Here is a 24,213-nt window from a genome sequence, read left to right as displayed (position 1 = left end):
CCCGAAGGTCCCCAGCTTTCATCCTTAGATATTATGCGGTATTAGCTTGAGTTTCCCCAAGTTGTCCCCCACTTCAAGGCATATTCCTACGCGTTACTCACCCGTTCGCCACTCGCCATCTCTCTAGCAAGCTAGAAAATGCTGCCGTTCGACTTGCATGTGTTAAGCATGCCGCCAGCGTTCAATCTGAGCCAGGATCAAACTCTTCAGTTCAATTCCTGTGCTAGTTTAAAACCAGCTTCTTTACTTATTTATTTCTTCTTAGCACTCAAAGGTTCTTCAAAGTGCCCACACAGTTTGTCTTCTCTCTTCTTAATGAACTTGCCCCGGAGGCGAGGTGCGAATTCTACTGATTTTGCATAGTATGTCAATAGTTTTTTATAATATTTGAGAAATTCGTATTGCATCACTATTAAGGTAACCTGAAATTGTGGAGCTAAAAATGGCGAAACCCTCTGAATAACGACCGCTTTATTATGCTTGAACATTGATGAAGAAACACCTTGGTAAATGATGAATCACCTGATTAACTTCTAAGTTCTACAAGGAGTTTGACAGACTATAAACAGACTTATCCACAGAAAATGTGTATAACTTAAATCAAATTTCAAGAATTTAAAACAAATATAAGTCAGACGGGGTAAGGTTTTTAATATTTTACTGATTAATCGTTTATAGTTTGGTAAAAAAGATATCCACAGGAAAAGGATACAGAGAGGAATTTAATTACCGCTATCTTATACAAATAAAAAATAAAAAAACAGTCTTGACTCGAACTATTTTTACTTTCTATTTTGAGCCGCTGCTTGATTAAACTCTTTGCTTAAAAAATTATTCTTCTTAAAACAATAAAAAACCGAAAGCCATGCTTATCATAGATTAGTTCATCTGCAGATGGCTAAAAATCTCTTTATTCTATGGTGCTTTCAACACCAGCGCTTACTCAAATTGATAAGTATTTTTATTACCCCACCCCAGAGCATCATGGCAGTTAGGACAGTTAAATTAAAATCACTATATCCATTTGACACACAATGTCGGCCCAATTATACGTTGCAGCAAGTTCAATTTCAGTACTCGCTGCTGGACACCTAGATCAAATACACATGGAGTACCTAATTCACTAAACTCTATTTAAGCTTTATCGAGATTTTAAAAATAACGAGTCGCTATAAGTTCCCTTTTCGTTTGAGAATATTTTTTTAACCAAGTCAGTTAGATCTCTGGTTGTTGTAGCGATCGTGGTACCTGTTATGCTCATACAATTTTTAGCGCTTAAACCACCTATAAATCCATCAGGACCAGCTTGAAATAATCTTAATAAAATCTTTTCTTGCCTTGAATTAATTTTCCCTTCCGCTTCCCTTAAAATTACAGATTTCTTAATAATAAAAATCAATATACAAATAAGTGCTTTGTTGCGCTGCTAAAGCGATGTTAGCAAACCGCCCTATTCTTCCATTCCCATCTTCAAAAAGATGGATACTCTCAAACCATAAATGGGCTATTCCTGATCTGGTTAATCTAGGCAAAGGAGCTGAACCCGTGAAAGCACTCCGCTCAAACCAACCAATAAATTGATCCATCTCGTCCAGAACACATGTTGAAGGAGGCGCTTCACAATGGATTTTTCGATCATAATCAGGCCCAGAAACAATTTGTATAGCTTCTTCATGCTTACGATATTGGCCAATATGTTCCAAATGATGGCTATTACCCATTAAAAATTGATACCAATCAAATAAAACCTGATGTGTTAGTGGGCTAGAAATCGTTTGATATAAATTAGCCATCATTTTAGCGATCCCACGTTCTGCCATGCTGGCTCTAGGAGCTTCCGTAGACAAACCTAGCTCTTTTTTAATAGATGATTGAACGCTGTCTCTGTTTAAATGCTCTCCTTCTATTTGAGAGCTATCCAAAGCATCAGTACACATTAAATCGATAAATAAATTTTGCTTCCCTTTTTGGGAAATAATCGGACGCGATATTAAACTCACTAATGAAAAACAACGACAATGGCTAATCAAAGCTATAAAACAAGTTCCAGCTGAGCAATCGCTTATACCCAAAGAAAAAACCTACAAAAATCACTTGGCTCAGTATCATGAAGTCATAGAGAAAATGGGCTTAAGCAAATGCCATGGGCTTCGCCATGCCTATGCTCAGCAAAGATACCATGAGATTACAAAATGTTATGACAAAGCTGGCAAAGGACTTATATGTCCAATACAAGGGGGCAGAACTAATAAAGAACTTAGTTCCCTTGAAAAGTATTGGGATCAAACTGCAAGGGAATTGATTAGCCAGGAATTAGGACATTCAAGATTGAGTATTAAAAAAATTTATTGCGGTTAGTAGATAATTATACACAGTAATTTTTGATTAACTCAATGCAAATATGATGTTTATTTGACTACTGCACATAATATTCTAATCATGGATAAGCGCTACTAGGATAGCGTGGGGAACTGACAAAAAATGACACTATTTTTCCCATGGTGGTTTTGGTGTTGTAGGCAAAGGAGTAAATTTTTCGGTCTCTGCGTTAGATGATGTTTCTTCTAGATCTGATCTCTTCATTTCTCTTAAATTATCTCTATATTGTTTTGCTTTTTCATGATCAGCTGCTTGCTGGAGTGCGGGTTTAGGTAGCAGTGTTTGCAATGCAACTGGTTTATCAGATTGCCAAGAGCCATAATCATGGTCTCCACTTGTGATTGCTGTTGTCACATTATGTCCGCGATCGGCTAACCGTGTACTCAACTCATTGTTTAATGTTGTTGCTCCCGGGAATGATTCACCATTTAAACTAGGGGTTTTATTTTCCTCAATTTCACCACCACTTAAATAAAAATTAACTGATAAGCCTTCTTTGTGAGGAATTTCATTCAACCACTTCATCGCCATCGCCTGCTGTGTTGTCTCATGTTTAGCTGTTTTAGAAGCACTTGTCCACTTATCTGGATGATCAAATCCTTTCCACCCCTCATTCCACCAGAAAGCGCCTGATTGAGAAAGAACATTACCAAAGGTTTCAGGATAAGTAAGTGCCGCATGTGTTGCTGCAAGCCCGCCAAAGCTGGTGCCGACAATTGTTGTTTGTTCTCGGCAATCACTGCAACCGAATGGAGGCTTTCGAAGCAGAGGAACAAGTTTGTTGTTTAAAAAATTTGCGAATTCTTCATTGCAGGCATACTCTCTTATCCTATCTTGAGGGGCAGGAATATATACACAGACTTGCGGAGATATTTTTTTATTTTCATACAGCTCATCTACAATTTCTGGGGTAGATTTAGCCGCAAACCCCGGACGCATTTCTTGTTCGCCATCCATAAGTATTAAAATTCCTGGAGGAGCATTTGTAGATAGCGGCTGATGAATATAAAGAAGGCGATCGCTATCTAGGGTTTCCTTCACCATATTTTGAGATATCAGACTACCCACAACCCTCTCATTGTGATCGCGCTCTTCCCTATAAACATAGGGGATAGGTTCAGGCATAGTGTTTTCCAGGTTATTTTATGAGAAATCTCAAGTTATTATAGTAACTTTTACGAAAGTAAGTATATTTTTCCTTTATTCATATCCTTGTCTTTACTCTCATACAAAGTCCATTAATATCTATTTATTCATATCATAGTTGAAACGGGAACTAGCCAATGAACAATCAAACACGAACTTGGATAGTTCATTTACGTTCGTTTAATATCAACTGAAAAAAGCTCTTGATTTCCAATACTGGCCTGATAATCTCAAAGCAACACAACTGAAGAGCCAGTGCAATTCTGACGAAACCACCAGGTCTTGTGATAGGCCATCTTGTTCCCTAATTCCATGACAAAGCGTTTAGCAGGGAAACCCTACCAGGAGATGTCTTTAAGGTTTTATACCCGAGGAGTGCTTTAAGCACATCATCATTAATAACCAGGTAAATCAACCGATGTTTCGGTGATCTTTTTTGCATAACCCAATTGGGATGAACAGTCTCTTTGGGGCTAATCCTCCCTACTTCAAGGAGCTAACATGCAACAACAGGAACCAGCACAACTTGAAATTCAACATTTACTCTTTGAGCTGAATTGTTGTGTAAATGATTTAAGCCGTCATCGACTGCAAATCAACACCCATGATATTCAGCAGGCTGAGTTAAGTTTGTATAAATTGGAATCCCTGATTTCTTTTCTCAAACAGTTCGATACTCAACGAATTGCTTGTTAATTGAAGTAATTTTGTTTTAATCATACCCTACAACGGGAGCAAGCTCCCGTTGGGATTGCTCCCTTAACATTAGGAGATAATCCCATGGACACCCCTTCAATTTATGTCGCTTGTTTAGCATCATACAATAACGCCATCCTACATGGTGTTTGGATAGATGCTACACAAAGCGAAAATAAAATCATGGAAGAGATCTGGGAAATGCTGGATAACAGCACTGAACCAGATGCTGAAGAATACGCCATACATGACTATGAAGGATTCGGTAGCATTCAAATCCATGAGTACGAAACAATAAGCAATATTGTGGAATACGCCTCATTTATCCAAGAACATGGTGAGCTGGGCTTAGCCCTTCTTAGTTACTATTCAATAGATGAGGCACAAACTATGTTGGAGAATTGCCACGGTTGTTATGATTCTGAGGTTGATTTTGCCGAGCAGTTATTAGATGAGTGTTATGCCCATCAATTACCAGATAGTTTGATCTGTTATTTTGATTATGAGTCTTTTGCTCGTGATCTATTTATTAGTGATTATTGTTCAGTGGATGTTAATGGACAAACTTATGTTTTTTCTTCTTACTAAGCCTCGTTAAGGGGCTCTTATCAAAGTTGTTTCAGAATTTTCCAAGCCACAAGGAACAAAAAAACGATCATTTTTCGGCCATACCCTACTCTCATTATTATTTCCAGGAACTGCCATAGGCCTCAAAGTCACTAATAAAATTGCCAGTTACTGCAAGATCAACCATATGCAGCAGAATTTTCAGAATCTCACCAAAATGTATTTATCATTTACATTAAATATTTATAATGTACAATTATTAACATTTAAAAATAAATTAGACTTTATGAATACCTCAGATATGTTTAGTTTGGAGTATAAATTTGGTACTCAACTTTACCTTCTTAGCAAAACAGAGATTCGCTGCATCGATCAATCTCAGCCTAAAAAAAATTTTTGTATACCGCTAAACCAAATTAATCCACACTATATTTATGGTGGTTTCTGGCAACCTTTTTATCTCTTATTATTGGGATATATTTCATTTGGTATAATAGTACGGAGTAATCAGTGGCTTTCTAAAAGCCCAAGATTTGATATGTTTGGAACTACACAGCTTATTGTTTATCTTTTTATCTTTATATTCGCAAGCTATAAATTTTTTTGTCAGTATAAAGAGCGTTGCACTTTTAGATTTAGTTTTTTACATGACGATACTATTATTGCTTTTTCTCTTCCGAACGACCCCATTAATAAAAAGAAAAACCAAGCTTTTCTAGAAGCCATAGTAAATCGAATTCATGAAGCAGCACCTTCTAATGAAGATACTTTATTTTTGCTTCAACGATATGAATTATTAACACCTATAGAATTGACACAATTGGAAACATCTATCTATCAAACTCAAGATGATATTGACCTCAACAAAAAGATTATTAATTTACCAAAGTAATTTTATGAGCATTTATTCCGAAAAAAAATATTACCTTTATCACATTAATCTGGAAATCATAGGAAATGATACGCTTCTATTAGCAAAGAAAACGCCACTAGGTTATTCTAAAGAAACTGCCCCTTTGGCCATTTTTTCCACAAAAACTAAAGTTATTAAAAGAACTTTGTCTTTATTGGCAAGGAGCCTATTAATTCTAGAATTCCTAATTATAATCGGTTTTTTTGCCGCCTTTTTTCGTTATCCTGAATATCTCTTAAATATAAATCTACCCCTAATTGTTGGTATTATCGCTTTTTTTTCATACTTCTCAGTTTTGTATTATATTTGCGAAACCAAAAGCCGACTTTACTTTTATTACTATAACGGCGAATCAGCTTTTACACTGCCTCATAACAGAAATAATCTTGCGCAAAGGAAATGGATTGAAGAGTTCAAGAGAGCTATTAGAAAAGCTCGAATTGATTTCGATCAAAAGAATTTTACTAAAATAAGAACCGGGATTAATAATCTTAAAAGACAAAGATTAATTAACGAACAATTCTACGAAGAATTACATATTCGCTTGGACCTATTAACTAATACAAAAATCAATTAGGGGTGTGACAATCATTGGAATGACAAGCAATCCCGTAAGGAACGAAGCGGATTATGGGATTATGTATCATAAGTCTAGGGCATTTTTTCAACAAAAGTACATTTGGCTCATTAATGGATTTTGGGAACAACTTTTAATTAATCTCCATTACCCAGCATAGTTGCTATCAATGAATTTCCAAATAGTATGGGGATGTTCATGCTCGCTAATAGGGATATTGCCATTACTTAATGAGCCCCGTAATCCGCTACGCTTGTTAGGTCGGTGCTTCACCAGGCTTTGTAGCAGTTTGAAAAGAAACTCTCTATTGCTAGAATTAATTATGTATCCTGAATTTTAGTAGTATTCATAAATACTATCCCTTCATTTTTCATTAACAGCTGCGAGGTAACGTCTTTGAGTATTGAGAATAAAGCTGAACAGGTTAGGGCTGAGTGGCTTGCTATTAACAAGCTAAATCCAAAAGAAAAGTACAAACGATTGAAGGCATTAAGCTTCCAACTCGACCTATCAGAAGAGGTATCTATTGAAGATATTGAACTATATACAACCATTATAAATTCTGCAAAAAAAGTTTCTGGATTTCCTAGTCAACTCAATAAAAAACTTCACCAATTGTCATATCTTAAGTTAAAACTATTAGGTATAGAGCTGTCAGATTTGAAGATAATTTTAAAAGAAAATTTTTTTATTAATGTGGATGCAGCTGCAATTGGTATCGCAGATCAAGCATTCTTGAAGAACGAAACTGAACAAAATAATGAGAAAATAAAACAAATTATCTGCCAGGGACAACGATTGTGCTTCTCTACAGCTTCTGACGGAACTTTTAAAGTTCAAGTGCGTATGGTTAATTTGGAGTACCCTGTATTTTCAGAAAAGGAGAAAAAAACATTAGTTGCGTATTCAGATATTTTGACCTTGGAAGTACCAACCGGAACTTTAGTAATCACGGATCACTTTTCTGTTATTCCAGAAAAAATAATCAAAGTGCCGCAGGGTCAATACCGCGTTAGTTTTAACCTCAATAAACAAGATAGTTACATTATTTGTCTGGCGAAGATAAACTCAGGGAACCAGATCATTAAAAATGATACAGAGATTCCAGTTCTTGAAGGGTAAATAAACTAGCAAGAACTTAAACGTACTCATTAGTACTACACAAGCTTAGTTGCATACTGGATCGTGACTCTACCTGTGTTTACTCTGGACGTTTCGGCAAACGTCCAGCTTATTCATAGTTTTAATTTGTGTGCCAATAAAGATAAAGAGTTGTAGAATTTTCTTCAAATTAGAACCTTATCACTAGCCTTGGGTGCAGAGCATCTAACCCTTCATTAATTATGATTAGCCAATATTATTAATTATTGACTCGAAGCTGCCGCAGAAAGAGTAGTGGCTAAAAGCAATGTGTATTTAGAAGTGCTAACGTTCGATTTTTTCATTTACAAATTGATAAAAATCTCTTGAAAATCCCCTAAAGAAGTATTAACTCCAGCGCTAAGCTGTAACAAATAAGCATTTTCATTATCCCACCAAAGGGCATCATGTGGTCCATAAGAATTATTAACACTGGCAACGTAAATATTACTCGAAATCAAATCACTCTTCGAGGTTAGAACACTTAAATTAAAACCACTAAATTCACTAAATATATTCATATTAGGTAATCGAGAAAGTGCTGGTTTCTTCATTGGAAAAGAATTTTTATTGAAAACACGAAACCATGCAATTTGGTTTTTCTTTCCATCCTTAGGGAACATAACGAGTTGAATTTCTTCTATTTGATTTTTATTGCCATAAATAATTTGACTATCTGGAATAAAATCCAAGTTAAGAAAATTTAAATATTCTATATGGCGATCCGGTTTTCCAGCTCTAAGGATATTATGCATTGGCCATCTTAAATTCCATATGCTTGAGGGTGGTTTATATTCGTTTCTATTAATACAAGCATTTTCCATGCAGTTGCTATATCGTGACCAATAAGATAACTCAAAAAAATTCTTTTTTAAGACTTAATTTGATGTTGGAATAGGAGAAAAAAATTTAGCAAGTTCTAAAAACTCTTCATCCTTCAATTTTCCTTCGAGTAAACGAAGTTCAATATTAGTCCCATAGGATAAAAAACTTAACGTTTTCAATTTGGAATAATCATAACCAATCCAACAAATGTTTTCCTGATTCACTTCATGAGGTTTCATTTCCCAAACCCAATGATCATATAAAGCAGCATGATCTAATGTTGATAAAGGTCCAAAGTCATACAAAAACTGCTTACACCTTAAGAGAGCATTTTTATATTTAACATAAAAGGAATAGGAGGAAAAATGAGCAGAACACCAAGCAGACCATTTTTTAAATTGATAATGACTTGGTTGTTCGTTATAAGGAAGATCTTCTTTCCTGAGAATAAAATTATCTAAAATAACTTCATTTGTATTGGGTATCAAAATAACAAAATTTACTTGTTCTTGTGCCTGTGTGGGTGAAAGATCATTCACTAAATTCATTTTTAAATTCCAAGCTTATTGGGAGTTATCTACAATTGGTGGACATATAAATAATTTTTAAATTGAATGCTCTTTTTCAGCTTCTCTTGCTTCAGCTATTTTAGTATCACTCATAAAAAAACCGGTTATAGATGCTCTTACATGATTTCCTGCAGAGTGTTCTACTTTTTTTATACAGTGCAAAATATCATTTTTAAAAATAACAAGCCTATTAGGTTTTGGTACAATATAATGTCCAATCCCATCTGCAGCATATTTATTCAACTCAGAACTGTTAAGATGGAATCCTACTTTTTTCTTCGTATTATTGATTAACGTCACTTCAGAGTAATCAAAATCCAGTTGAGGTGTAGGATTAATTAATAATTCAGCGCCCCAATTTATGTCCCAAATAGGATGACAGTAATATACATAAGCACCTGAAATTTTGTATTTACCATCAGTATGCCAAGAAAGGCCTGCACCTCTGGGATAAAGATAGGGTCTAGCATAGAAAAAATCCCAATCTATATCTTTGAAACCTATTAAATGGCCAAACTCATAAGATTCTGCAATTAATTCTTTTATAAACAGATCAATTGTGGTGTTTGTAGGATAAATTTGTTCTGTAGTACAAGGTTCAGGCCTAGGATGAGAAATAGTCACACCTCCCCATAAAGGAGATCCGTCCTCGAGACTAAAAGCATTTATCCATCTAGAAGAATGAACAAATTTGAATTTTTTAGTTTGAATAAAACTCCAGATTTGCTCAAAAGCTGAGAGCTCTAAGAAGTCGTCAATTACTGCAAAAACATCATTGTTAAAAACTAATTTCATATTAGTAGTAAATCCATCAAAGGAGATTTTTATCTCTCCTTTGGTTACCAAGGCATGTATTCATCCTTGTCTTCTTCAGTATCGATTCTATTAGAAAAATACTCTTTCATAACATCTCCTTATTAAGCCATTTATTGGATGGGCCGGGATTGTAGATTCATTATTTCATTGAATCAATTGAATTAAGCATCTAATTTTTACACTATATCTCCAGTTGATCATTGAGTCTATATTTTATCTATCGCAACGAGTAGGCATTAATGCACAATTATCATGTATAAAACGAGGATGAATAAATTAGACTCCCAATCAGGATTCCATTAACCAAATTATTGGTAAGAGATTGTGTAATTTAAGTGATATGAATAGCTTGAAAAAAGGTACCCCAAAGTGTACCCCAGAAGACTTAGTCAGAGTATAACCTGTTATAACTTATTGATTTTACTTTGCCGCTGCGCAGAATCGAACTGCGGACCTTCTGATTACGAATCAACTGCTCTACCAACTGAGCTACAGCGGCGTATTGAAAAGTATACTTAAGTTAAATGATGATGCAACTGCTATGAATACTCGGAGTACTGCAGTCTAGTAAATAAGCATTTTTTTACATGAAAACTAGTGAGCACAATTCCTTTTGCTGGTTAATCTCTTTAATAAATCAATAAAGTACGGCTTTCTTTGTAATATTTTTCACTAATTTAGCGAAATAATATTCAATTGGGTGAAAAATGATTTATAATATCTTGCTAAAAAATTTTTTATATGAGTTAAAAAGAAAATTTAATATTTATAAAAAATATTTCTGATTTTTTAATTGAGAATGGTTTTAAATTATTGCAGATGAATATAACATAGCGTCACCCAAAATTATGACAACCTGTGAGAACTAAACAGCCCGTGAAAAAGAGTAAGATTGAAACAGACAAACCCATTAAAGACAGTGGTTATAGCCGAAGATTGAAAGACCGCCATGTGCAGCTGATAGCCTTGGGGGGAATTATCGGATCAGGCTATTTTTTAGGCACTGGTGAAGTAATTAATCTTGTCGGTCCTGCCGTGTTTCTAGCTTACATACTAGGCGGCTTGATTATTTTTCTCACCATGCTTTGTATGGGTGAACTTGCTGTAGCAATTCCTATTTCAGGTTCCTTTGTCACATATACCGCTGACTTTATATCGCCATCCGTTGCCTGTGGCGTAGGATGGTCTTATTGGATCAGTTGGGTGGCGTATATCCCCGCCGAATGTGTTGCGGGGGGAATCATCATGGAAATGTTTACTGGAGTAAATGGATATGTATGGGCTGTTTGCTTTGGCTTACTGATAACATACATTAACCTGGCCAAAGTAGATACTTTTGGTGAGATCGAATTTTGGCTGGCTTTGATTAAGATTTTGGCTTTATTTGGCTTCGTTATCTTAGCTATATTAATTTTCTTAGGTCTAATCCACGGCCCGGACTCAGATGGATTTATTGGATCCAAGTACATTTTAGGTGATGGAGGATTTCTTCCTAACGGGACGATGTCCTTATTAACTGCGATGGTTCTCTTGCTGGTTAACTATCAAGGCTCTGAAATCATTGGTCTTGCTGCTGGAGAATCAGAAAACCCGGCACGGATGATTCCACACGCAATTCGCAATGTAACCTTAAGAATTCTTTTCATCTACATCATTCCAGTATTTTGTCTTGTATTAATTTTCCCTTGGCAAAAAGCCGGATTATCTAACTCTGTGTTTGCAGATGCCCTAAATTTTTACAATCTCAAATGGGCCGGAGCTGTAACCAGTTTTGTGACCCTCAGCGCTACTTTATCGTGTGCTAACTCGGGATTTTATGGCACTGTTCGAGCTTTGAATGCTTTAGCTCGTGATGGTATGGCTCCACATACTTTTGCCAAATTCAATCACAATTCAGTACCGCAAAATGCGATTATCGCAACCTTAATCACCATCTGGATTCTTTTAGGTGTGGGGTACTTTTTCGGGCAAACACAACTCTACATCGCCCTGCTGCTTGTATCTGGATTTACAGGAACTCTGGCATGGATATCCTTGTGCACCTCACAAATTCGTTTTAGGTATCGATTATATCAAGCTGGATATACTACAGCGAATCTTCGCTATGTGACTCCTTATTCCCCCTATACTGGAATCCTCGCAATCATACTTATGTGTATTGCTTTATTTTTCCTGGTGTTGAATAAAGATCCTACCTATAAGCTTGCTTTTTACATAGGTATGATTAGTTTCATTGTTCCTATCATAATCTATAAGATTTTTGATTTGTCGAAGAACAGGAAAAAAGCCCTGCACCTCAAGACCCGTGTTAAGTTCCAGGATCTCTTCCCACCGGTTTAATTTTAACAACATCTTGTTGTGCGTGATACAAGCCCAAAACTAATTTGGGCTTGTTCTTATTTAAAGCAAAATTCTGTTATTACTACTATAAAGTAGAATTAAGTACAATAGATTGTGCTGGTTTGTTTTCCTTCTCAGGAAAAAATTGCGTATGAATCGTATTAAATAATCCTGTAATGAAACTTCTATTTCTTTTTTGACAAAAAAAAGTACTTAATCCATCCTGTGATCCCCATTTATCTTGTAATAACTTAATTCCATCGTGTCCTAAAGGATTTAAACAGAGGTCGAGTCGATCTAATTTTTTTAACTGCTCAGTTTTCATTTTAGTTATTGCTTTTATACCTAATTTATTATTATTAAGAATCAACACTCTAATTCTTAGATTCTCATTTATTAAAGTACTAGCACCAGAATCGCCAATTTTGTTTGTGCTTATATCAAGAAATTTAAGCTTTTTATGTGCAGCCAGATAAGTTACTCCTTTATGAGAAATTTGATTCTTACTTAATATGAGCCTACGTAAATTATTTCGTGCTAATGTTTTTGCACATTCATCATCAAGCTCATTATCACTTAAAGTGAGTTGTTCTAGAGTTGAATTCCTAACAAAAATGTTCAAACCTTTTGCGGTAATCCTTTTGTCATAAAGATTATTATTAGAACTTAGATCTAGTTTTTTAAGTGATGGCATGGCAGCCAATAAGCGCATGCCATTGTCTGAGATTTTATTCGCTCGTAACGAAAGCACTTCAATTGAGTCAAGCCTTGATAAGATTTTAACTTTATCATCATCAATCATGCAGCAATCCAGTTTTATTCGTTTTAAATAATTATTTGCATTTATTGCCTCAACTAATTCATACAAACATTGTTCGCTAATCTCTTGATCGCTCAAGTCTAAAGAAACCAAATCTGGTGCATTATTTTGTAGTAAGAAAAGTGCTTCATTTAAATTTATTTTTCTATATTTAGGCATAAAAACTCACATTTAAATCAAAATGGATTATAATTGAATGATATAATCTATTTTTGTACACAATTAGATTAATATAGTAAAGGTTTTAATCCATGGCTATATGGCAAGATGTTTACGCCCTTGATGATTGGCTTGTGATTTTAAAAAATTGTAAACAACATGATGATCCAAACGCTAAAGAATTAATTAACAAATTATCTAATTTATTAGATGAATATCATAATATTTCAAAAGTAAACTTAAAAAATATCCCCAAACGACAGAAAAAATTAGCACAAATAGCACTGGTTGCTCAAGAGTATAAAGATTATTTAGGCAATCAATTTATCTCTAAAGAGCAAGAAAACGTAACTGAGGATAAATATCCATTTGGATTTTTGGTGTCAACTTCGACAAAGCCACGCAAAGATACCCGTCTTAAAGGATCTATAGATCCATGGATCCATGGGTTACAGCAGAGAGCGAACAAGAAAATAAATTACCTAAAGAAATTAAAAGAGTATTATAAGCATGCAAATTCTAAATATGTAGATAAGAAATTACTACTTAAAACCCTGAAAACTGAAGAAAAAGAACATTGTAAACATAAATTTTTTCGTTTGAGTAGTGGCACTTTATTGGAAAAACAAGATCCTGTTCATCGTCCCATCGAATTTATGCTCGATGATTTGAAAAGTAAACGTAATACCGCAGAATATCCGATGAACATTGCATTTTATCAATGGGTTGAGAGCAAGACTAAGGTCCCATTTTTCTTATGGCTGGAAAAGCATCCTATCAGCACAACAACCCGAGATATTAGTTCTAATTGGCGTGGCTCTTATAAAACTAAAATGGGTCCAGTGAATTATGAATCTTCAGAAAACGTATCAGTTCATATTGAATGTGTGGATGGTGATTATAAATTAATGGCTAAAAAATTAAATTCCAAAGATATATTTGCATTAAATACAGATAAATTAGCTGATTTTGTCTTTAAAGTAGGTTGCCCACTCGGTGCAACTGCATTTATTTGGGATGCAAAAGATAAGAACCATTTTTATACACATATACATGAGTCTGGTATCTATCATCACTCAACTATGACTTCTGGAAAAAAAGTGCGATGTGCGGGAATGTGGTTAGTAGAACATGGAAAAATCACTGCTCTCGATAATAACAGCGGCCATTATAAACCCACTTCATTGTCTTTTTATAAGTTGATTTGTTTCTTGCATGATAAGAATCTACTTCACCCAGATGCACAAGTAGCTGACTTACGTAGACCTAAAAGGCTTAAAGACGAAAATAATATTTTTAAAGGCTATGAAGACAATTATACTAATTTGAAAAGTTATCTTGAATGGGCAGAAAACTTACCAGAAATAAAGAAATATTTACATAAAAAAGATATTCAGCCTTTGAGTCAACAATACGCACCTAGGGCTAAAATAATGAGTTCCCAGAAGTTTTAACCCCGTCAATAAAACTGATTTTTTAGCTGCTTAACTTCCAAATTATTTAGCAACAAAATTAATGTAACTTTTGTCCATTAGGTACTTTGGGATCGGTAGTTACGAGGCATATTGCTCCATTTTCATCAGAAAATCCTACCAGCAAAAATTGAGAGGTAAAACCTGCGATATTTTTTTCACCTAAGTTGACACAACCTACTACGGAACGTCCTAATAAAGTTTCTGGCGTATAATGTGCAGTAACTTGAGCAGAGGTTTGTAATACGCCTATATCCTTACCGAAATCAACCCAAACTTTATATGCCGGCTTTTTTGCACGAGGAAATTCTTCCACTTTAACTACAGTACCTGAGCGTAATTCAACTTTGGCAAAATCATCGAACGAAATAATCATTTTAAAACCTCTTCCTCATAAATGAGCGCCATAAAACATACTCACAAACCAACTAAGCTACTGTTGCCACAGGAGTTGTATTTAACTCGGGAACCAAGCTCTTTAATAAGATGAACAACTCATCGCTCTGATTTTCCTGGCACGCCGTATTCAATAAACGCATTGTTTGAATCAACTCGTCCCAATTGAGTTCACGGAATTTTGCCTTGAATAATTTTTCATGTTCTGTTGAAGCCAATTGTTCAGACTCATGGAACAACTCTTCAAATAATTTCTCTCCTGGACGCAATCCAGTGTATTCAATCATAATGTCCTTTCCAGGCTCCTTCCCTGCCAAGCGAATCATTTGCTCTGCCAAATAGCTGATTTTAACTGGCTCTCCCATATCCAGGACAAAGATTTCTCCACCTCTTCCATTAACCATGGCCTGTAAAATCAACTGGCTTGCTTCAGGTATGGTCATAAAATACCGTTGCATATCCGGATGAGTTACTTTTATCGGACCACCACTTTGTAATTGCTTTTGAAATAATGGGACAACGCTTCCCGCTGAGCCCAATACATTTCCAAAGCGAACTGTAATGAATTGGGTGTTAACCCTTCCATTCAGGTTCTGACAATAAATCTCAGCGACTCGCTTGGTAGTTCCCATTATGTTGGTTGGGTTTACTGCTTTATCCGTAGAAATCAAAATAAATTTTTCGACACCAACGGTAACACTAGCCTTCGCAACAACCTGGGTTCCAAGGACGTTATTAATCACTGCAACACGTATTTGATCTTGTAAAAGTGGAACATGTTTGTATGCTGCAGCATGAAATACTATTTCCGGTAAAAAATCAGCGAAGAGATCATTAATCGCTACTTCATCTGTAACACTGATTAACTTAAGTTCTAGAGGAATATCAGGGAAACTGTGCCTCAGCTCAAGTTCAATTTGATATAAATTAAACTCGCTGTTTTCGACTATTGCCAAACTCTTAGGCTTAAGGGCCAAAATTTGTCGGCAAAGCTCTGAGCCAATTGAACCTCCCCCACCAGTAACCAATACTCTCTTTCCGGCTATACCCGCTGTTAATCGGTCCCATTGCAAATTGACCTGATCCCTGCCTAATAAATCCTCTATATTAACTGGTCTTAATGCATTGACCTCTACTCTTCCAGACGCTAAATCATTAAGGCCAGGTAGAGTACTGAATGGAATTTGGCTTTCTTCACAGCAGGTTACAATACGGCGCATCAATGAAGAACTTGCTGATGGAATAGCAATAAAAATCAAATCAATCTCATACTGCTTGACTCGCTCGGCAATTTGGCTAGTCGTTCCCAGAACAGGAATTCCATGAACCTCAAGACCACGTTTTGCTAAATTATCATCAATAAAACCTACTGGTGTATACTGATTGGAACGTCTTAAATCACGGCAAAGCCCTTCTCCTGCCATGCCCGCACCAATAATGAGTACCCGTTTCATTTCAGTTGCTTTATTCCATTTGGCTCGTTTATCCCAATATATTCTTCTCAACATCCTGCAGCTACAAAGGAGAGTAGTTAAAATCAGACAATATAAAGGAAATACAGAGCGAGGAACCTCATGAAGTATTGACGCTAGATATAAAACAGGGATTCCCAACACAGTCGCCGAGAGGGTAGCCTTTAAAATTCGAACCACGTCGTTTAATGAAAAAAAGCGCCACAGGCCACGGTATGTCTTAAAATAAAAATAACAGGAAACTTGAATCATTGTTAAAAGAGTCAAGGCAATAATGAAATGCGTCGAAATAAATATTTTAGGAAGTGGATGCATGTTATAACGCAACCAATATGCTGTATACCATGCTACTGGAATAGCAAAAATATCACACAGAAAAACCGGAAATTTTTTATGCAGTTTTTGCAGAAATATTGGCATTTTGTGTATCATACAGAATCATCCTTCACTCATTTTATTTCTTATTATCTAGAGATAGTACACTATGTTGATATGTATCTCATCAAAAATCACTACTGGTCCTGGTAAACCTTAATTCTAATCTATTTCTTTCCTGATGAAAAAACAGAGGAATTTTCATATATTTCATAGCGATAAATTGAATCAGGGTTTTTGCTCACATAAGTGTTACTTAATTTATAATCGTTATGGTTGCTTAAAGCTGCTTTTAAACAAACATCACTTGGAGTATATATTACTCTTCCTTGTTCAATAAGCGAAGTTAAAATAATAAATGCCGGTTTTTTATGCAAAACATCCTTACAAAATTGCTCATACATTTGTTTTGTCGGATAGTGGGCCATTACCAAATTATTTAAACAGTATGAATCAATAAAATTGAATGGACTGGCATAAGGAATCAAGCCGCTATCCGCTAGAACTACCCAATCATTAGGAGATGCATGACTATTTAACCAATCAACTACCTTGGCACGCAATTGTTCGCCTTTGACTGGATTTTTGCTAAAGTACTGGTAATCTGCCAAACTCATGGCCGGAATAAAAAGAAATAAAACAACAAAAAAACTTATATAAAAAAGCAAAGTAAAAATGAAATCTTCCTTTTGCCTAAAGGCAAACACTATTCTACGAATACCTAGCACTAACAGAGGAAGCAACAGAGCAAAAGCAGGTAAAAATAGTCGATTATCAAATGCCACCACAGGATCTGAATCTGCCAGCAAAATTAGGTACACAAGACTGGGTAACCATAAAAAGAAATGCCGTTTATCTTGGGAATTGATGCAGGCAGGCAACGATAAAAGAGCTAATGGCCAAATTAATTTGAGATAATGAAAATCCAAAGAAAAAGCAAATGATTGAGATAGCCCTTTACAATAAACTGAATTAGAAAACAAATATCCAAAATAAATGAGACGCCATAAAAAATATGATCCATAGAACAAGATGAGGGTTAAGCAAAAAAGTAAGATACCATCCCAGTACTGTTCTGATTTTTCTTTAGGCCGATCCCAACACATCAAAATAAAAAACAAAATCATAAATGCAGGAGCTTCAGGTCTTGTCATTCCAGCTAGAGCAAGCAAAATCCCAGCACTTACAAAATATGCTTTTCCTGTGGATGCACGCAAATTAGGAAAAAAGTTATACCCCATTCCTCTAAAACAACAATATACGGCTCCACATATAAATGATTGATATACTGCAGTCTCCAAACCGCTAATTGCCCATATAATTTGTCCTTTATAAAATAATAAACCTATGCATGGAAGAAGTGATTCACGTCTGGAAAGCCAGAATCGGCTAATTAAGTAAATAAAATAACACGTAAAGAACAATCCGAACAAACCAGCTATTTTTAAAACAATTATGGGGTTACCTTTTAACAGGAGGGTTAAAGCACCCAGAGCGACAAAGCTAAAATTGGAGTATCCTTCTACTGGTGGAGAATGCAAATTCCATAATATGCCCTCTCCACCAGCCCAATGCTTTGCATAGCGTAAAGAAATGTACATATCATCAATGGTAAATGGCCAAATCGCTTGTACCTGTAGAACAAATAAATAAAAAAACAATAAAATCAGAATACTGTCATACCAACGTACTCCAGATTTCATTGAGCTAAGGCCATAAAAGTTAAAACTACAAAACACCAAAGATTAATTCGTGATAATCGATCACTTAAAAAAACAATGACAGGATCATCATTTTCAATGTCTTGCGTTGCAAGCCAAGCAAAACGCCATAATGCAATTGCGGCAAATGGAACCGTTAACATAAAATAAAACGATTCATCACGAGCATATATAATATAGAAAACGTAAGTAAGGAAACTGCTAACACCAATTACAAGAATCAGCCAATGAAGCATTAAAGGATTGTAATTCTTCAATACTTTGCGTGTTGCATGCTTTAGACCTAACTGCATTTCCATCCGTCGTTTGTTTAAAGCAATAAAAAGGCTTAGCAACGTTGCTGTAACAATTAACCAAATTGAAATGGGTAAACCTATACCCAACGTCCCTGCTAATACACGCAACATAAATCCTGCAGCAATGCACAGCACATCAACAATGGGAATCAATTTGAAAAGATGGTTGTAGGCAACATTAATTACTAAATAGATGCAGAGTATAATTGCCAGTTTTTTAGAAATTAACCAGCCTAAAGTGAGTCCGGTGAGTAGCAATAAAAACAACATAAAAATCGCTTCGGCCACAGAAACACTTCCACTTGCTATCGGCCTATGGCGTTTATGAGGATGCAATCTGTCCTCTGTTCTGTCTTCAATATCGTTATAAATGTATATAGCACTTGAAATCAGACAAAAAGCTAAAGCAGCAAGTAAAGCAGGTATAAAATATCCAGGAGTAGGTGTGTAACAAAATCCCAACATCACAAAGACTGCTTTGGACCAGTGGGATACACGAAGAAGCAGAAATAAATGTTTCAGCCTTTCCATGACACTCACATTTTTTATATCATTTATCAATTCAATCACCTTCTCTGTTCCAATAAAAATACAGCTTAGGCAACTACGTAGAGCATAACTCCGAATTCAAGTTACACGACTTACCTACCTAGCACATACACTATAACTATAGCATTAAGTAAAAGTATCATAATCCTGAAAAAATGCATCATTTCAAAAGCTTAATCACTAAATAAAATATAAACTTTCAACATATTGAAGCAATTTAGTAAAAAATAATCAAATAACATTGCATTTATACAATTACGAAGTAAGATAAAATATACAAAAGGAATTACACGCCTATAGTACATACCAAGAATGCCAATGGACGGGGGATATCATGCACTTTATTCTTACACCAGGATGTATCGCAAAATTTGACAATCTACGTAAAGCTTATGAAGCAGAAAAACATGTTGATTTAAATGAAAAGCCTTCAATGATAGGAAAACCTATTTTTTTTGGAGGAACAGATGTTGTCAGTAGAAACAAACAGGTTTCATTCTTGGAAAAAGTCAACTCGGTTCTTAAAATCCATTTGTTACATGAACAAGACATTAAAACTCCCGCACAGCGTCAAGTATATATCATTGCAGCACGATTTATGATGGCTGCCTGCTTGTATGTACAATCCCAAATTGGCAGTTCAAAACGGAATTCAGCTTTATATCGACTCACTGAGGATAATTTAGGAATAACTGTTGATAATTTTCTGGATGACGAAGATAAAGAAACATGTTACTTGACTGCAGCGCGACTTATTAAAACACCACATGCTCTAGAACATGCTAATGTGGTACTCGAAAAAGATGGACTTAAGCCATTTACTGAAAAAGAGTGGAAACAATTCGCAGATTTTTTAAATGAGATGTGTCAAAAAAAAGAAACTCCAGATCAAATTACAAACTTTCCTGTCATCTCAATTACACAACCTTTATTTGGCGCCGCCTTTGCCTATATAGGAGCCACTGTAGGTGTCGTATTAGCAGAAGGCGCAACTAACTCGACCACAGCCATATCTCCTCGGGTTCGACTAACTGCTCTGGTTGGAAGCACCTTATTGATTTTCAGTCCTGCAGGAACAACGGGTGTTGCCCTCTTTGCACCTGTAATTGCAACGAAACTTTTTACGTCCTTTTGTACAATCAGTTTGGCTCATCTTATGGGAACAGCAGCAGGATATCTGGGGCAAGGTGTAGGGATAGGTATAGGTTTTCCTCTTGATGCGGCATATAATTTACTCTGGTCTATTTGCTCACTAATAAGTCGTCACTACAGTAAAACTCCCGAACTTGCTCCAATTGATGGAATACGCATTGTTGATGGCGCTATGATCATTGCGGGCATTCCTATTCAATGGGTTGCTGAGAATGCCCTACCAGAAGGTTGCACTAAAAAAATTCTTGAAATAACTGAAGAAGGTGAAATTCATATTGAAGGAGAAGAGGAAATAGAGAGCGAAAGCCCCATGCAAATCCCTCCTGAAGTTATTGAAGAACTAAAGAAACAATTGGAAAACTCCTCAACTCAAGCACCTGAATCAACTGGTGTACAGCAAGAAAATGATGCAAAAGATGCTCAGCAAAAGGAAGAAGAGGAGGAACTGGGAGGAGCATTCTCTCTGGTATAAACTTTTGCCGTTGATGATAAAAACAGAAATCTGAGTGAAAAGTAAGAAAAAGCATTCATAGTGATGCAATATTATTGCATTTCCTATGTATAGCCTGGGTGCAGCACGGCGGAACCCAGGTTAAATGCGAGTATTTCGAACCGATACTCTGGTTCCGCTGTGCCAGCTTACATATTAAGGTCGATTATCAACTTCTTTGCGTTGACTTGGCATAAAATCTTTTCTATCAAGCCCCATTGCTACAGCTAAGGCTCCCGCAACATAGATAGAAGAGTAAGTACCTATCAGAATACCAATGATCAATGCCAGAGAAAATCCATGAATTGCCTCACCTCCATAGATAAACAGAGCAACTACCACAAAAAGCGTCAACATCGATGTCATGATGGTACGTGATAAAGTTTGGTTAATTGAAATATTCATAATTTCTATAGAGCTGGCTCGACGAATCTTCACAAAATTCTCGCGTACTCTATCAAAAACTACAATGGTATCATTTAGAGAGTAACCAATGACTGCCAACAAGCCGGCCAATGCTTTCAGATCAAACTCAATACCAAAAAAAGCAAAAATACCCAGAATCAATACAGGGTCATGGACTAAAGCAACAGCAGAGCTCACAGCAAGTCGATATTCAAAGCGCATGGCAATATAAATCATCGTTGCTAACAAAGAAACAACAACAGCCAGGGCTCCTTTAGTCGCTAACTCTTGTCCTACTTGTGGTCCAACAATATCCACCCTTTGTTTTGCAGCCCCAGGAAGAGCACTCATAACTTGATCAACCAAGCGAGCCTGCTCTTTATCTTCTCGAGGAGCAATACTAATTAATACATCTTTGGACGTACCATAACTCACAACCTGAGCTTCTTTAAATCCCGCCTTACTCAAACTTTCCCTGATTGATGGCAAGTCTGCAGCCGAAGAGTAAGAAACTTCAATTTGAGTTCCACCCGTAAAATCAAGTCCCCATTTCAAACCATGAATCGCTAAAGCACCTATAGAAAGCACAAAGATCAATATGGAGAATATCGCCGTCCAACGACGAGCACCCATAAAGTCGACATTTGAATTTGGATTAAAAAATTCCATCTGAGCCTCGCCTTAAATACCAATAGATAATTTTTTAACAGCCCTACCGCCATAATACCAATTTACAATCCCTCGGGTGTAAGTGATACCGGTTAGCATGGAGGTCAGCAATCCTAAAGAAAGCGTTACAGCAAAACCACGCACAGGTCCTGTACCCACAGCAAACAAGATAATAGCTACGATTAGGGTAGTTACGTTCGCGTCAAGAATGGTAGCAAATGCACGCTCATATCCTGCATTAATTGCAGCCTGAGGTGATAATCCATGTCGTAGCTCTTCACGAATACGCTCATAAATCAGCACGTTGGCATCTACCGCCATACCCACCGTCAATACAATCCCTGCAATACCCGGAAGAGTTAAAGTTGCATCGATTACAGACAGTAAAGCACAAAGTAAGACTAAGTTAAGCATCAGCGCAATATCAGCGATGAGACCAAAAAGACGGTAATAAACCAGCATTAAGACTAAAATTAAGCCCATGCCTACTTCTAATGAAATAATACCTCTGCGAATATTTTCCTTACCCAAAGTGGGGCCAACTGTGCGCTCTTCGATTGGATAGATCGCAGCAGGCAAAGCTCCTGCTCGAAGCAATAAAGCCAGGTTACTCGCTTCTTTACTGTCGGTAAGGCCAGTAATCTGGAAATTATTACCTAAGGCATTTTGAATTACCGGAGCACTAATAACACGCTCTTCTCTATGAGTAACTCTTTTTTCCACTCCATTTACTGTTTGTATGGAATTTTTTGTTTCAACATAAACAATGGCCATCCGTTTACCGATATTTTCACGAGTTACTTTGGTAAACAAACTTTCGCCGCCACCACCAAGTTGTATTTGTACTGCTGGAGTAGCTGATTGCTGATCATAACTGGAAACTGCCGAGGTAATTGAATCACCACTCAATACTACTTGTCTTTTTAACAAAATAGGACGTCCATCCATCACCAGTAACTTATCATTGACAGGAATAGCTCCAGTTTGTTTTGCAATTTGCGGATCATTATCCTGATCCACCATATAGAATTGCAACGTTGCAGTTCCACCAAGAATTTGCTTCGCACGTGCAGCATCTTGAATACCAGGTAAATCAACAGCAACACGGGTTGCTCCCTGTTGTTGCACAACTGCTTCACCAACTCCTAACTCATTAACTCGATTTCGTAAAATACTCATTGTTTGTTCGATGGTATTTTGACGGGTACTATTTAACTCAACTGGTGAAATCGACCCTATTATTTGATTGCCCGTTTTGCTTTTTACAAAAACGAGATCAGGCATTTTTTCCTTTAAGCCCAAATAGGCATTATTCATCGATTCACTATCACGGAAATGTAAGTCAACGCCTTTGTCTGCTACATAACGAATGCCGGTATAACGAATGCCAAGCTCACGTAATTCTTGACTAATATTTTTCATTACCCCTTCATAACGACGGCTAATCACACTTTCCACATCAACCTCTAACAGGAAGTGGACTCCTCCTCGTAAATCAAGACCTTGTTTCATTGGGGCCGCACGAATAGAGTCCAACCATCTTGGTGTAGATGGAGCTAAATTCAAGGCCACAGTGTATTGAGATCCCAAAGCATTTTTGATGGTATCGCGAGCTAACAACTGTGAATCAGTTGATGAAAAAACGACTTCAACAGACTCACTTTGAGTGATGAGTGATTTATAAGATAGATTATCTTTCTTTAAGATATCTTCTACCTGGTTTTTTAATTCATCATAATCCACAGGTGTTTCAGACGAAATTTGTACTACAGGATTCTCTGTATACAAATTAGGTATAGCGTAAATAAACCCGACAACTGCAATAATAATCAGCATCAGGTTTTTCCATAAAGGATATTTATTTTGCATTTCCGTGTCCTGACTTTCTTAAAGCGATTTTAAAGTGCCTTTCGGCAATACAGTGCTCACTGCGCCTCTTTGTATATTAATCTCGACACCTTCGGCAAGACTGATCTTGATGTATTGCTCATCCAGACTAACTACTTTAGCTAATATACCGCCTGAAGTAATAATCTCATCACCTTTCTTTAAACGGCTTATTAAATCACGATGTTCTTTTGCTCTTTTGTTTTGGGGTCTTATAAGCATGAAGTAGAACAACACAAAAATTGCGGCGATCATAATGAGCGAAAAAGTTCCATCTCCTTGAGGCGCTGCTGTAGTCCCCGCTGCAGCTAGAGCATCGCTAATAAAAAAACTCATATTGTCTCCTTTAATCTACTATTGATAATCGCGTGACATCATATAG

At 36.3% G+C, this 24,213-nt stretch carries 19 protein-coding genes, 1 tRNA gene, 1 rRNA gene and 2 pseudogenes; 9 read left to right on the top strand and 14 right to left on the bottom strand.

The genetic code is table 11. The features are described from left to right. A 16S ribosomal RNA gene (locus tag BW930_RS13065) occupies positions 1-213 on the bottom strand; the annotation flags it as partial. A 1,169-nt stretch (positions 214-1,382) separates the two neighbouring features. Beyond that, entirely contained in the window at positions 1,383-1,937 is a 555-nt protein-coding gene (locus tag BW930_RS13055; RefSeq protein WP_349267182.1) for a Fic family protein, read from the bottom strand. Between the two features lie 40 nt (positions 1,938-1,977). On the opposite strand from BW930_RS13055, the pseudogene BW930_RS17360 reads away from it, so the two are divergent. Further along, positions 1,978-2,358 (top strand): annotated as a pseudogene (locus BW930_RS17360) (phage integrase N-terminal domain-containing protein); the annotation flags it as partial. A gap of 129 nt (positions 2,359-2,487) precedes the next feature. Here BW930_RS17360 and BW930_RS13045 read toward each other — a convergent pair. After that, positions 2,488-3,504: an alpha/beta hydrolase gene (locus BW930_RS13045; RefSeq protein ID WP_058467791.1), complete on the bottom strand. Its 1,017-nt coding sequence runs from the start codon at positions 3,502-3,504 to the stop codon at positions 2,488-2,490. Between the two features lie 522 nt (positions 3,505-4,026). Here BW930_RS13045 and BW930_RS13040 point away from each other — a divergent pair. The 5 genes from BW930_RS13040 (at position 4,027) to BW930_RS13020 (ending at position 7,400) form a co-directional block, all read left to right on the top strand. Further along, positions 4,027-4,221 carry a hypothetical protein gene (locus BW930_RS13040; RefSeq protein ID WP_058467790.1) on the top strand — a complete coding sequence of 65 codons (195 nt, stop codon included), beginning with the start codon at positions 4,027-4,029 and terminating at the stop codon, positions 4,219-4,221. Between the two features lie 84 nt (positions 4,222-4,305). Continuing rightward, a complete protein-coding gene (locus BW930_RS13035; protein ID WP_058467789.1) occupies positions 4,306-4,809 on the top strand; it encodes an antirestriction protein ArdA in 504 nt (167 codons plus the stop codon). 166 nt (positions 4,810-4,975) lie between these two features. Next, positions 4,976-5,680 carry a hypothetical protein gene (locus tag BW930_RS13030; RefSeq protein ID WP_058467788.1) on the top strand — a complete coding sequence of 235 codons (705 nt, stop codon included), beginning with the start codon at positions 4,976-4,978 and terminating at the stop codon, positions 5,678-5,680. Between the two features lie 4 nt (positions 5,681-5,684). Beyond that, on the top strand, positions 5,685-6,278 hold the full coding sequence (locus BW930_RS13025) for a hypothetical protein (RefSeq protein WP_131756879.1): 594 nt from the start codon (positions 5,685-5,687) through the stop codon (positions 6,276-6,278). A 396-nt stretch (positions 6,279-6,674) separates the two neighbouring features. Next, on the top strand, positions 6,675-7,400 hold the full coding sequence (locus BW930_RS13020; RefSeq protein WP_058467786.1) for a hypothetical protein: 726 nt from the start codon (positions 6,675-6,677) through the stop codon (positions 7,398-7,400). Between the two features lie 323 nt (positions 7,401-7,723). On the opposite strand, the pseudogene BW930_RS17495 reads toward BW930_RS13020, so the two are convergent. The 3 genes and pseudogenes from BW930_RS17495 to BW930_RS13005 all read right to left on the bottom strand — a co-directional run bounded on the left by BW930_RS17495 (position 7,724) and on the right by BW930_RS13005 (position 10,127). Beyond that, positions 7,724-8,791 (bottom strand): annotated as a pseudogene (locus tag BW930_RS17495) (hypothetical protein). 57 nt (positions 8,792-8,848) lie between these two features. Beyond that, complete coding sequence (locus BW930_RS13010; RefSeq protein ID WP_058467785.1) at positions 8,849-9,607, bottom strand: 2OG-Fe(II) oxygenase; 759 nt, start codon at positions 9,605-9,607, stop codon at positions 8,849-8,851. A gap of 447 nt (positions 9,608-10,054) precedes the next feature. Next, a tRNA-Thr gene (locus BW930_RS13005) sits at positions 10,055-10,127 on the bottom strand. A 359-nt stretch (positions 10,128-10,486) separates the two neighbouring features. Here BW930_RS13005 and BW930_RS13000 point away from each other — a divergent pair. After that, on the top strand, positions 10,487-11,968 hold the full coding sequence (locus tag BW930_RS13000; RefSeq protein WP_058467784.1) for an amino acid permease: 1,482 nt from the start codon (positions 10,487-10,489) through the stop codon (positions 11,966-11,968). An 85-nt stretch (positions 11,969-12,053) separates the two neighbouring features. On the opposite strand, the gene BW930_RS12995 is transcribed toward BW930_RS13000, so the two are convergent. After that, positions 12,054-12,947: a leucine-rich repeat domain-containing protein gene (locus BW930_RS12995; RefSeq protein ID WP_058467783.1), complete on the bottom strand. Its 894-nt coding sequence runs from the start codon at positions 12,945-12,947 to the stop codon at positions 12,054-12,056. 92 nt (positions 12,948-13,039) lie between these two features. On the opposite strand from BW930_RS12995, the gene BW930_RS12990 reads away from it, so the two are divergent. Beyond that, positions 13,040-14,401 carry a hypothetical protein gene (locus tag BW930_RS12990; RefSeq protein ID WP_058467782.1) on the top strand — a complete coding sequence of 454 codons (1,362 nt, stop codon included), beginning with the start codon at positions 13,040-13,042 and terminating at the stop codon, positions 14,399-14,401. A 58-nt stretch (positions 14,402-14,459) separates the two neighbouring features. Here BW930_RS12990 and BW930_RS12985 read toward each other — a convergent pair whose 3' ends face one another. From BW930_RS12985 to BW930_RS12970, 4 genes are all read right to left on the bottom strand, one after another. Further along, positions 14,460-14,795: a tRNA-binding protein gene (locus BW930_RS12985; RefSeq protein WP_058467781.1), complete on the bottom strand. Its 336-nt coding sequence runs from the start codon at positions 14,793-14,795 to the stop codon at positions 14,460-14,462. Positions 14,796-14,847: 52 nt separating this feature from the next. After that, positions 14,848-16,719, bottom strand: coding sequence for a polysaccharide biosynthesis protein (locus BW930_RS12980; RefSeq protein WP_058467780.1), 1,872 nt, complete (start codon positions 16,717-16,719; stop codon positions 14,848-14,850). Between the two features lie 110 nt (positions 16,720-16,829). Next, positions 16,830-18,365, bottom strand: a complete 1,536-nt coding sequence (locus BW930_RS12975; protein ID WP_058467779.1) for a DUF8728 domain-containing protein — start codon at positions 18,363-18,365, stop codon at positions 16,830-16,832. Next, positions 18,362-19,249, bottom strand: a complete 888-nt coding sequence (locus BW930_RS12970; protein ID WP_058467778.1) for a decaprenyl-phosphate phosphoribosyltransferase — start codon at positions 19,247-19,249, stop codon at positions 18,362-18,364. Before BW930_RS12970 ends, BW930_RS12975 begins: the two co-directional genes overlap by 4 nt. Before the next feature lie 313 nt (positions 19,250-19,562). On the opposite strand from BW930_RS12970, the gene BW930_RS12965 reads away from it, so the two are divergent. After that, entirely contained in the window at positions 19,563-20,852 is a 1,290-nt protein-coding gene (locus BW930_RS12965) for a hypothetical protein (RefSeq protein ID WP_058467777.1), read from the top strand. Positions 20,853-21,026: 174 nt separating this feature from the next. Here the strand turns inward: BW930_RS12965 and secF are convergent, their stop codons facing one another. From secF to yajC, 3 genes are read right to left on the bottom strand one after another with little or no spacing between them, the layout of a single operon-like run. Then, positions 21,027-21,944 carry a protein translocase subunit SecF gene (secF, locus tag BW930_RS12960; protein ID WP_058467776.1) on the bottom strand — a complete coding sequence of 306 codons (918 nt, stop codon included), beginning with the start codon at positions 21,942-21,944 and terminating at the stop codon, positions 21,027-21,029. 12 nt (positions 21,945-21,956) lie between these two features. Then, a complete protein-coding gene (secD, locus tag BW930_RS12955) occupies positions 21,957-23,813 on the bottom strand; it encodes a protein translocase subunit SecD (RefSeq protein WP_058467775.1) in 1,857 nt (618 codons plus the stop codon). An 18-nt stretch (positions 23,814-23,831) separates the two neighbouring features. Next, the gene (yajC, locus tag BW930_RS12950; protein ID WP_058467774.1) at positions 23,832-24,167 is read right to left on the bottom strand and encodes a preprotein translocase subunit YajC; all 336 of its coding nucleotides are present in this window, start codon (positions 24,165-24,167) and stop codon (positions 23,832-23,834) included. Positions 24,168-24,213: the final 46 nt, after the last annotated feature.

This window comes from Fluoribacter gormanii (assembly GCF_900156395.1).
Classification (GTDB): Bacteria; Pseudomonadota; Gammaproteobacteria; order Legionellales; family Legionellaceae; genus Legionella; species Legionella gormanii.
Note: the sequence above shows the minus strand (reverse complement) of the source record. Positions and strands in the feature narration are given on the sequence as shown.